The following is a 10,807-nucleotide window of genomic DNA, read 5'->3' as shown; positions in this document are numbered from 1 at the left end:
AAACCCCCCGGCCCATGCCGGAAAAAACCGCCAGAGGAGCCGCACACCCGCCCGAAGACCCTTCGAACCCGTGCCGCTCATAGCCCAGACCAGATCACCAGCCCGTCCCGAACGCAGCGCGCCAGAGCCCGGCATCCCTGCCGCAGCCCGCACGCACCAACCCTGTTCGGGAAATGACCCCGCCGACCGCTCACGCAAATCACCAGGGAGGCGCTCATATAAACCCTCCCGGACACTTTGCAAGAGACATCTTCATAGGATCGTCTCAAGCGTCAACAGGAGGGGTGCCTCACGGTAATATAGTTATGACCGGTCGGCCCGCAAGGGGCTAACGGGCGTCAAAGGCAGTGCATAGCGGGGCGCCCGGTGGTGATTGGCCGCTGGCAGAACAGGACGTGAAATTGTTATGCTGCCGCCCTGGAGAGACGTCATATTGTCAGATCAACAACCCGACCCCAAGACAACCGCCGAGCTTCTGATCGAGGCCGTCACCGATACGGCCTTCGTCGTGCTCGATCCCGACGGAACGGTCGCGAGCTGGAGCCGCGGAGCGGAGCACATCTACGGATGGAGCCGCGACGAGGTGATCGGGCGCTCGGCATCCGTCCTGTACAGTGCAGCGGATGGTTCCGAGGCGCTTCGTCATGACATCGATGCTGCTCGATCAACCGGGCGTCACAGGAGCCAAGCCCTCCGGCCACGCAAGGACGGATCCGTCTTCATGGCCCTGGCCACCCTGACGCCGCTCGCCGAGGGCGAAGGGTGCGGCATTGCGATGATCACCCGGGACATCACTGCGTCGGTTGTCGCCGAGGAGGCACTGAGAACGCGGGAAGCGCATCTGCGGTCGATCCTGGAGACCGTTCCGGACGCCATGGTGGTCATCGATGAGCAAGCCCGTATTCAGTCGTTCAGCGCCACAGCGGTGCGTCTCTTCGGCTACGAGCCCACCGAGGTGATCGGAGAGAACGTCAAGATCCTCATGCCGCCGCCGTACCGCGAGCAGCATGACGGCTACATGCTGCGTTATCGCACCACGGGCGAAAGGAGGATCATTGGAGTTGGACGCGTCGTCGTCGGGCAGCGCAAGGATGGTTCGACCTTTCCCATGGAACTGGCGGTCGGCGAGATGCATTCGGGAGGGATCCGCTATTTCACGGGTTTCATCCGCGATCTGACGGAGCGACAAAGGACGGAGACCCGCCTGCAGGAACTTCAATCCGAACTGGTTCACATGTCGCGCTTCACGGCTCTCGGCGAGATGGCCTCGACGCTGGCGCATGAAATCAACCAGCCGCTCACCGCCATCACCAACTACCTCAAGGGCTGCAGGAGAATCCTGGAGCGGATGGAGGGAGATGCCGTTCCCATGCTGCGTGATGCGGTCAACGAGGCGGGCGAGCAGGCCTTGAGGGCCGGGCAGGTGATCCGCCATCTGCGCGAATTCGTGGCCCGGGGCGAGAGCGAACGCCATCTCGAAAACCTGCCAAAGCTCATCGAGGAGGCGAGCGCTCTCTCTCTTGTGGGAGCAAAGGAGCAGGGGGTTAGGGTCGTCTACGATTTCGATCCGGATGCTCCCTACGTGCTTGCCGACCGGATCCAGATCCAGCAGGTTCTGCTGAACCTGATCCGAAATGCCATCGAAGCCATGCAGGAGACGCAGCGGCGGGAGCTCCGGGTCGCCACCCACACGGTCGATGCCGGGCATGTGGAACTGAGCGTGGAGGATACGGGGCCGGGACTTGCGCCCGAGGTCGCAGCTCAGCTCTTCCAGCCCTTCGTCACGACCAAGAAGCACGGAATGGGCGTGGGGCTGTCGATCTGTCGGACGATCGTGGAAGCCCATGGCGGAAAGATCTGGGCCGAATCGACCCCCGGGGCGGGAACCGCGTTCAGATTCACGTTGAGATTGGTCGGCAGGGAGGAGATGTCGCATGCAGAGTGATGTTGCGGTGCATGTGGTCGATGATGACGTGGCCGTCCGGAAGTCCCTGGCGTTTCTGCTCGCCTCGGAGGGCCTCCCGGTCCGCCTGCATGAATCGGCCTTAGCCTTCCTCGACGATGCGCCGGCCGTCGAGACGGGATGCATCGTGACGGATGTCCGCATGCCGGGGATCGACGGAATCGAACTGATCCGCCGGCTCAAGTCCCGCGGCGTTCTCCTGCCGGTCATCGTGATGACCGGCCACGCGGATGTGCCGATGGCCGTCGAAGCCATGAAGGAGGGAGCGGTCGATTTCCTGGAGAAGCCTTTCGGGGACGAGGTGTTCCTGGCAGCCGTCCGTTCGGCCCTGGCCCGTCAGGAAAAAAGCAGCCACCATGGAACTCAGGTGGCCGAAGTCGAGCGGCGTTTCGATGCCTTGTCCGAACGCGAGCGGCAGGTTCTCGACGGTCTGGTCGCCGGGAAGGCCAACAAGGTGATCGCCTACGATCTCGGGATCAGCCCGCGGACGGTGGAGATCTACCGGGCCAACGTCATGGCCAAAATGCAGGCCAAGAGCCTGTCGGAACTGGTCCGTCTGGCCCTTCTGATCGAGACCCACTAACCCCTTAAGGAATATTCCTGAGTAGGGGGGCGGCTCCTTTCGTGCATAATCCGCCATGTTGGCCAAATGTCATTGCCCTTTGGCCGGAACCGATGATTGCGCGGGCGCTTGATGTCTTACCCCACGGGGCCGGTCTTCGTCGTGGACGACGACGACGCGGTCAGAAACTCATTGAAGTTCGCTCTGGAGCTTGAGGGTCTGACCGTGCGGCTGTTCAAGGGCGGCGCGGAGCTTCTGGCCGCGTCTGATCTACCGGCGGGCGGCTGCTACGTGATCGATTACAACATGCCGGGAATGACCGGGATCGAGCTCGTGGGACACTTGCGGCAACGTCAAATCGATTGCCGGGCGATCCTCATCGCATCCCAGATCAGCGACGATCTCAATCGTCGCGCAGCCCGATCGGGGTTCCGGGTCGTTCTGGAGAAGCCGCTCCACGACAGCGAGTTGCTCGACAGCATTCACGCGGCGCTCTCTTAGAGCATCGGACGGACCCAGAGGGCCGCGTCAGCGAAAAGTGGATCCGGTTTTCACTAGCGTGGCCCTTCGGGTCGCTGGCGCGGCCCGCTGGGTCCGTTCTGACCGATGCTCTCATCCAAGAAGAAAGCATCGGATGGATCCCAAAAGTGCAAGTCCACTTTTCACGTCCGATGCTTTAGGACCGGGCCTGCCCCGTCGCCCGAAGCCGAGGGATATCCCATTCCGTCCGGCCTGGACCGACGTCCTTTGGAAGCCGTTCGGCCTTGCGTGCTCGGGACGGCAAGGCTGAAAGAGCCCGGACAGGTCGGAGACGGTGCCGGGCCTGCCGAGATCCTTCCTTACGCGTTCAGACGCTCGAGCGCCGCCCTGTCGCTCAGCACCACGTGGCGGGCCGAGGGGAGCGCGATCATGCCCTGACGCTCGAGCTGCGTGAAGGACCGCGAAACGGTTTCGATGGTCAACCCGAGGTGGTCGGCGATATCCGTGCGTGACATGGGAAGATCCAGAGCGTCGTCATCGGCGGTGCGCTCGGCCATGTCGAGGAGGAAGGACGCGATTTTCTCCAGGGCTGACTTGCGGCCGAGCAGGAGCATATGGTTCTGTGCCCGGACCAGAGAGCGCATCATCCCCATGGTCAGGTCGCGGGAGAGTTGCGCATCGCTTCGGGTCATGGCGGCAAGGTGGCTGCGACGGTAGGCGACGACGATGCAGTCGCCGACGGATTCCGCGCTGAACCGGTACTCCTCGCCAGCCTCGAGGCCGAAAATATCTCCGGCCAGATGAAAGGCATCGATCTGCCGCCGCCCGTCGCTGAGGAGCTTGGACGTGCGCACCACGCCCGACAGGACCTTGTAGACGAAAGCGGCCCGGTTCCCTTCGGCGAAGATCTCCTCATCCTTGGCGTAGGACTGGACCGAGCCGACGCCGGGAGCCGCTGGCTCCGCCGGCTTGCACAGGGGCGGAACCTCAAGGCTGAACAAGGGAAGGGCCGAAGGGGAGGCCTTGGTGAGGAGCGCTGTCTGCATCGGACCCTCGCGAACTCGTGAACGTGATGATGCTCCATGGGTACCGCCGCTGAGGTGGGTCAAAAATTCAGGTCTGATACCTAAGGGGTTTTCCTTAGGTCGTCTCTCCGGTCGCACCGAGACGGCCCGGGGCGCGCGGCAGGTGTTATGCCGCGAGGCTCGCCGCGAGAGTGCCGAGGATTGCACCTATGAGCGATATGCCGTCGTGCAGGCCGAGGAGCCATCGCGGGACGGGGCCGCTCCTGTGGAGCGAAAGCGTGGTGCCAAGGACGACCAGCGACCATCCGCCCCCGACGCAGGCGGCTCCCAACGAAAACCCGCCCGCATTCGTGGACAGCATGAATGCGGCCGCGCCGGCCGCCAGCAGCAGGCCTCCTATCACGGAGAGATGAACAGGGCGGGCCAGACGGGGAAGGAACGCCATGAGCAATGACGGGGCGTACATGGCCATCACATGCCAGGCCACGGCCCCTACAGCCGCTTCCGACGGCGCGCAGCCGACGACCGCGATCGGCGTCGCACCCATCAGGGCTGTCATCGTGAACCATCCGACCGCGCCGGTCACGGTCGGCGGAAGGAAGGAGCGCCATACCGGCGCGCCGGCGGCTGTGGTTGCCCGCTCGCGACGGCTTTGGTAGGGCAGAGAGGCGGTCGCCAGGAGAGACGCTACGTGAGCCAGAGCGGCTGCAGCGGCGGTGCCGGCAAAAACCCGCGGAGACGCCAGACCCTCCGCGACGCCGGCGAGGGTCGGAGCGATGAGGCCCGCCAGGGTGGCTGCGCCGAACACGATCAGAACCGTGCCGGCTCCCTTGCCACCGACCGGAATCGCGGCATGGCGATAGAACAGGCTGAAGCCGCTGGCAATTCCGAGCCAGAACGCGCCGAGCACCAGAGCTCCGAAATTCATGGACGCGAGAGCCCAGACGAGAACGAGTCCGCCGGCGGCGCCGAGACTGGCGCCGAGGGAGAAAGCGGCCCGCCGGCCGAACGAGTCGAGCAGGAGCGACGCGGGCAGGCTCGCAAGAGCCGCCCCGATATAGAAGGCCGTGTAGGGGAGGGTGACCAGGCCGTGGCCGGGGGCGAGGGACAGCCCGGCCAGGGGCAGGATGCTGAGTGTCAGGATCTGGGCGAGAACCGAGAACGCGAAGCCCGCGGCCAGGGGCGCCGTGCCGGAGCGGCCCGCTGTTGGGCCGCCCAGCGCGCCCGGTTCACAGACACATTCGAGCTGTCCCGCCCGGGGCATGGCGGCCGAAGCGGTCATGTCCGGACATCGTCGTCGGACAGGACCCGCACGGCGGCTCCCTGCACGTCGTCGTATTGACCGCTCTTGAGCGACCACATGAAGGCGGCAAGGCCGCACAGGCCGAGCAGCAGCGCCATCGGCACGAGATAGATCAGAACGTCCATGGCTCAGGCTCCTTGGGCTGCCGGACGGAGCGGCGACGGGATCGGCTCACCCTGCGGCACGGCCGGCCCGCGCCCGTGGGCCCGAAGGGCGTTGAGGGTCACGAGGGTCGAGGAGCCCGACATCGCAAGAGCCGCAACCAGCGGCGTGACATAGCCGAGAAAGGCGAGCGGAACCGCAATCAGGTTGTACACGAGGGCGATGCACAGATTCTGGCGCATCAGGCGGTGCGCCCTCCGGGCAATTTCAACGGTGTCCTGCACGGGCCGCAACATCTCGCCCAGGAAAACGGCATCGGCCTGCGCCTGGGTCAGATCGGCGGCGCCGATCGGCGACAGCGACACGTGCGAGGCGGCCAGAGCCGGCGCATCGTTGAGGCCGTCGCCGACCATCAGCACCTTACGGCCTTCGGCCTTGAAAGCCTCGAGCGCATCGATCTTGTCGGTCGGCTTGCAGCCGCCGCGCCACCAGTCGATCCCGAGGGCCGCCGCGACCGGCGCGACCGCCTCCGGTCGATCGCCCGACAGGATGCGGCAGTCGAAGCCGTCGTCGCGCAGGCTCCGGACGACCGCGACGGCATCCGGGCGCAGCGCCTGCCGCACGAGCAGGACCGCTCTCCTGCCGCCCCAGGAGAATGCAATCGCGGACGCCGCCGGATCGCTTGCGGCCACCTGGGCGGCACAATCGTCTATCCCGCAGAAGGCCGGCCGGCCCAGCCGCATCTCCTGTCCGTCCACCATGGCTCGAACGCCCTGGCCGGGCTCTTCGACCACGCCGTCGTAGGGGCTTCCCTGAGCGATGGAAGCGATGGCGGTGGCCAGCGGGTGATGGCTCGACAGGGCAAGACGGCCGGCCGCTCCCAGCAAAGCGGGATCGATATCGCCTGCATTGACGATACGCATGCCCGGCATCGTCAGGGTTCCGGTCTTGTCGAACACGATGGTGTCGACCGTCGCCAGACGCTCGAACACGTCTCCCGTGTTGAGGAAGATTCCGGCACGGAAGAGGGCTCCCGAGGCGACCACCTGGACCACCGGGACGGCGAGCGCCAGAGCACAGGGACAGGTGATGATGAGCACCGCGACCGCGGTGATCAGGGCGTCGTGGACGGACGCCCCGGTGGCGATCCAGGTCAAGGCCGTGAGGGCGGCAGCCGCATGAACGACCGGGGCGTAGACCTTCGCGACGCGATCGGCCAGCCTCACATAGCGGGACTTGGCCGCCGCGGCGTTCTCCAGAAGGCGCTCGACCTCGTCGAGGAGCGTGCCCTTGCCGGCGGCGGTGACCGTCACCGTCAGGGTGCCATTGGCGTTGAGGCTGCCCGCGTAAACCTGACTGTCGGCCTGGACGGGGCGATGGGCGGTCTCGCCGGTGACGAGGCTCTCGTCGATCTCCGACCGACCGGCGACGACGACCCCGTCGACCGCGATGCGCTCGCCGGGACGCACAAGGACCCGGTCGCCGGTCTTCAAGGCAGCGGTCGGCACGAGAACGACTTCGCCGCTCTCTTCGATCCTGTGAGCCACTTCGGCGCGAAACGATGCCAGGTTGCCTGCCACTGCGCGGGTCCTGCGGCGCATGGCCTGATCAAGGTAGCGACCACAGAGCAGGAAGAAGAGGAGCATGACCACCGAGTCGAAATAGGTATGCTCGGCGGAATTGATCGTCTCGACGACGGAGACGGTGAGCGCCAGAAGGATACCGATGACGATCGGAACGTCCATGTTGGTGCGGCGGTTGCGCAGGGCATTCATTGCGCTCTGAAAGAAGGGCTGGCCCGCATAGGCCACCGCCGGGAGGGCGATGAGAGCCGCCAGCCAATGGAAGAAATCACGGGTTTCGGGTGTGATGTCCGTGACGTTTCCGGACCAGACCGATACCGCCAGCAGCATGATGTTCATGGAGGCGAAGCCGGCCACGGCGAGGCATTTCAGGAGCCATTTGGCTCGGCGTTCCTCTTCCTCCTCCATGAGCCCGGACCGGAAGGGATGGGCCCGGTAGCCGAGACGCTCCAATTCGTCGACGACCTGGGTCGGGGACAACGCCCCCTCGCGCCATTCGACGGCGAGCCGGTGGTTGGTGTAGTTGAGCCGTGCATCGACGATGCCGGGAAGCCGGCACACGCCGCCTTCGATCTCGTCGATGCACGCGGCGCAGTCGATCCCCTCGATGGCAAGGTCGAGATGGGATGTGCCATCGCCCTGGTGTTTCACGTAGATGGACAGGTCGAGCGCTTCGGTCATCAGGGAAGGCTCCTAGAGCGAGATGCGGGTCTTCGAGCGAAACAGGGTCTCGGTCTCGCGCTTCAATTCGATGACGAGGTCCCACCGGCCCTCCGGCATGGGGGTGATGCTCCTGAACCGACCCGGGGTCACTTCGACGACCTCGAGCGGGACGTCCCGGCGCTTGTCGGTCGGATGGGCCAACCGGATCTCGGGGGAGAGCCCCGCCAGCGCCTGTCCTCGGGCATCCCTCGCCGTAACGAGCACGCCGGCCGGACCAACGCGCTCGAGGGACGCCTCGACGGACCAATGGCGCGAATCCTGGGCCCGAGCGGCCGCGAGGTCGTTCTTGAACGACAGGCCGGCCTTATAGGCGCTCTCCGTCTCGACCCCGCTGAAGCTGGAGATGGCGACCCGGACCATGTAGAAGTTCATGGCGAAGATGACGCCGAAGAACGTCACGAAATAGAGCAGAACCGTCCGTCCGGTGATCGGTCGCGACCCCCGTCCCGGCTTGATGGCTGTGGTGGACATGGGAATTCTCCTCAGGGAGCCTTGAAGTGATCGCTCGTGCTGGCCGTGTCGCCGGTGGCGAGATCCGTCAGCACGAACCGGAGCGGCATCGAGTCCTCGGCGCGGGAAGCCGTATCCGTCACCAGGACGCGGGTCTCGCGGGTCTGGTCCGGACCGACGGTCACGATGGGGCGGCCCTGCTGATCGAGATCTCCGCCCACCACGTCGATCCTCGCCTCAGGCAGACCGTCGAGGCTGAGGGAGTAGCGCCGCTCATCGAGGTTCTTGTTGGCGATCCGGATCGTGAACCCGTTGCGGATCGACCCGTCCGAAAGGCGCACGTAGAGCGGGTTGCGATCGTGCATCACGCTCAGGTAGAGGCTCTGGCGCATGGCGAGCGACCCGATCATCACCAGGCCGACGACCGCCATCAGCCCCGCATAGAAGAGGGTGCGGGGGCGCACGATGCGGCGTACTTCCGGACGACCCTCGATCCGAGCCTGGACGTTCATGTCCGTGTCGTAGGCGATGAGGCCCTGCGGACGCCCGATCTTGGTCATCACGGTGTCGCAGGCGTCCATGCACAGGCCGCACTGGATGCAGTCGAGCTGCAGGCCCTTGCGAATGTCGACCCCCGTCGGGCAAACGGCCACGCATTGGTTGCAGTCGATGCAGTCGCCCGCGGGCAGCCCCTGCAGCTTGAGGACGTCGTTCTTCTTCACGGAGCCGCGCGGCTCGCCGCGATCGTAGCGGTAGGTGACGTTGAGCGCATATTCATCCGTGAGCGCCGCCTGAATGCGCGGCCAGGGACACATATAGGTGCAGACCTGCTCGCGCATGAACCCGGCCAGGGTATAGGTCGTGAAGGTCAGGATGCCGATCCACAGGTAGGCGACGAACGATGCCCGGAAGGTCGCGAGCTCAGACACCAGGGTCGGCGCATCGGCGAAGTAAAGCACCCAGGCGCCGCCGGTCCACCAGGCGATCATGAGCCAGATGCCGTGCTTGAGGACTTTTCTGCCAAGAACGGGAAGAGTGAGCCTCTCCTTGTCCCGGCGCATCCGCTCCCGCCGGTCCCCTTCGATGAAGCGCTCCACCGCGTAGAACAGGTCGGTCCAGACGGTCTGAGGGCAGAGATAGCCGCACCAGATCCGGCCCGCGACCGCATTCATCAGGAAGAGGGTCAGGGCCGCCAGCACGAGAAGGCCGGTGATGTAGTAGACCTCCTGCGGCCAGATCTCGATGAAGAAAAAGTAGAACCGGCTGTTGGCCAGGTCGACCAGAATGGCCTGATCGGGCGCGTTGGGGCCGCGCTCCCACCGGATGAACGGCAGGAAGTAATAGATCCCGAGCGTGATCGCGAGCACGACCCACTTGATCGTGCGGTAGCGGCCCTTCACGGCCTGCGGGTAGATCTGCTTTCGGGGCGCATAGAGCGGCGCATCGTCGGCCGAGGCTCCGAGAGGGTGGGGAAGAGGGGCGTCAGCCATCGAATCCGTCGCAATCGTCTCGATCTGAATGACGATGGGATACGATGAGGACGACGGAGCCGCCTTGATTCAAATCAAGCAGCGACCGGAGCAGGCTCCGGTCGCTCGTTTCTCGCGTTTCCAACAGCTGAGAGCTGCTTCCCCTCACGTGGTGCCATCTCTCTTGTCTGCCTGGCTGGATTTTTGACGGTGAACCGGATCCACTTCACCGGAACATGCTCACATCCTTGAACGATGCGCTAGCGAGCCTGATCGCCGCCCAGGGAATGCACGTAGAGGGTCAGTACCTTGATGGTCGTGTCGTCGAGACGCCCATGCCAGGTCGGCATGACGCCGCCGCGTCCATTCGTCAGGCCCTCGACGATGGTGGCCTTGTCGGCGCCGAACAGCCAGATCTTGTCGGACAGGTTGGGGGCGCCGAGGTCCTGATTGCCCAGGCCCTTCTCGCCATGGCAGGCCGCGCAGTTGTCGGCGAAGACCTTGGCGCCGGCAACCAGATCGGCGCCGTTGCCGGTCGGCAGGCCCGACAGGGAGCGGACATAGTCCGCCGCCTGCGAAATCTCCTCCCGCTTGAGCATCCCGTCGCGCCCGAAGGCCGGCATGGAGCCGGAATGGCCCTGATCGCTCGTGGAGCGGGCGCCATGGCGGATCGTCTGCTCGATCTGGGCGAGCGAGCCACCCCAGAGCCAGTCGTCGTCGTTCAGGTTCGGGTATCCCTTGGCGCCGGCGCCGCCGGCACCATGGCAGGGGGCGCAGTTGTCCCCGAAGGCGGCCTTGCCCTGCGCGCGGGCGAAGGCGAACAGTTCAGGGTTCTGTCGGATCTCGTCCAGAGAGCTTGCGGCGAGCTTCGCCGTCATGCCGGAACGCTGCTCTTTGAGAGCGTCGAGCTCCGCCACCACCGCATCCCGCGACTGCCAGCCGAGGGCGCCCTTGGTATAGGAGGAGACCAGTGGCCAAGCCGGGTAGGCGATGCAATAAGCGATCGCCCAGGCGATGGAGGCGTAGAAGGTCCACAGCCACCAGCGCGGCAACGGATTGTTGAGCTCCTGAATGTCGTCCCAGCTATGCCCGGTGGTCGTCACGCCGGATATGGCGTCGACCTGTTCGTGCTTGTCGTGAGCCATGG

The 10,807-nt window shown here is 65.2% G+C and carries 10 protein-coding genes; 3 read left to right on the top strand and 7 right to left on the bottom strand.

Annotated features, from left to right (window positions below; genetic code table 11):
• The first annotated feature begins 406 nt into the window (after window positions 1-406).
• The 3 genes from OCW50_RS07605 (at window position 407) to OCW50_RS07595 (ending at window position 3,026) form a co-directional block, all read left to right on the top strand.
• A complete protein-coding gene (locus OCW50_RS07605; RefSeq protein ID WP_373371325.1) occupies window positions 407-1,945 on the top strand; it encodes a PAS domain-containing sensor histidine kinase in 1,539 nt (512 codons plus the stop codon).
• The gene (fixJ, locus tag OCW50_RS07600) at window positions 1,935-2,546 is read left to right on the top strand and encodes a response regulator FixJ (protein WP_262297011.1); all 612 of its coding nucleotides are present in this window, start codon (window positions 1,935-1,937) and stop codon (window positions 2,544-2,546) included. The genes OCW50_RS07605 and fixJ overlap by 11 nt, the downstream gene beginning before the upstream one ends.
• Before the next feature lie 111 nt (window positions 2,547-2,657).
• Window positions 2,658-3,026: a response regulator gene (locus OCW50_RS07595; RefSeq protein ID WP_262272468.1), complete on the top strand. Its 369-nt coding sequence runs from the start codon at window positions 2,658-2,660 to the stop codon at window positions 3,024-3,026.
• 338 nt (window positions 3,027-3,364) lie between these two features.
• Here the strand turns inward: OCW50_RS07595 and OCW50_RS07590 are convergent, their stop codons facing one another.
• The 7 genes from OCW50_RS07590 to ccoP form a co-directional block, all read right to left on the bottom strand.
• Entirely contained in the window at window positions 3,365-4,051 is a 687-nt protein-coding gene (locus OCW50_RS07590; RefSeq protein WP_262297010.1) for a helix-turn-helix domain-containing protein, read from the bottom strand.
• Between the two features lie 145 nt (window positions 4,052-4,196).
• Window positions 4,197-5,312 carry a hypothetical protein gene (locus tag OCW50_RS07585; RefSeq protein WP_262297009.1) on the bottom strand — a complete coding sequence of 372 codons (1,116 nt, stop codon included), beginning with the start codon at window positions 5,310-5,312 and terminating at the stop codon, window positions 4,197-4,199.
• Window positions 5,309-5,458 (bottom strand): cbb3-type cytochrome oxidase assembly protein CcoS, encoded by a 150-nt coding sequence (ccoS, locus tag OCW50_RS07580; protein ID WP_262272471.1) that lies wholly within the window; start codon window positions 5,456-5,458, stop codon window positions 5,309-5,311. Before ccoS ends, OCW50_RS07585 begins: the two co-directional genes overlap by 4 nt.
• Before the next feature lie 3 nt (window positions 5,459-5,461).
• The gene (locus tag OCW50_RS07575; protein WP_262297008.1) at window positions 5,462-7,699 is read right to left on the bottom strand and encodes a heavy metal translocating P-type ATPase; all 2,238 of its coding nucleotides are present in this window, start codon (window positions 7,697-7,699) and stop codon (window positions 5,462-5,464) included.
• Between the two features lie 12 nt (window positions 7,700-7,711).
• Window positions 7,712-8,212: a FixH family protein gene (locus OCW50_RS07570; protein WP_262297007.1), complete on the bottom strand. Its 501-nt coding sequence runs from the start codon at window positions 8,210-8,212 to the stop codon at window positions 7,712-7,714.
• An 11-nt stretch (window positions 8,213-8,223) separates the two neighbouring features.
• Window positions 8,224-9,681 (bottom strand): cytochrome c oxidase accessory protein CcoG, encoded by a 1,458-nt coding sequence (ccoG, locus tag OCW50_RS07565; protein WP_262297006.1) that lies wholly within the window; start codon window positions 9,679-9,681, stop codon window positions 8,224-8,226.
• Between the two features lie 239 nt (window positions 9,682-9,920).
• Window positions 9,921-10,805: a cytochrome-c oxidase, cbb3-type subunit III gene (ccoP, locus tag OCW50_RS07560; RefSeq protein WP_262297005.1), complete on the bottom strand. Its 885-nt coding sequence runs from the start codon at window positions 10,803-10,805 to the stop codon at window positions 9,921-9,923.
• Between the last annotated feature and the right edge of the window lie 2 nt (window positions 10,806-10,807).

Origin of the sequence: Microvirga sesbaniae, from assembly GCF_025460805.1 — a bacterium.
In the GTDB taxonomy this organism is placed as follows: domain Bacteria; phylum Pseudomonadota; class Alphaproteobacteria; order Rhizobiales; family Beijerinckiaceae; genus Microvirga; species Microvirga sesbaniae.
The sequence above is the reverse complement of the archived record's forward strand: the minus strand, read 5'-3'. Positions and strand labels throughout refer to the sequence as shown.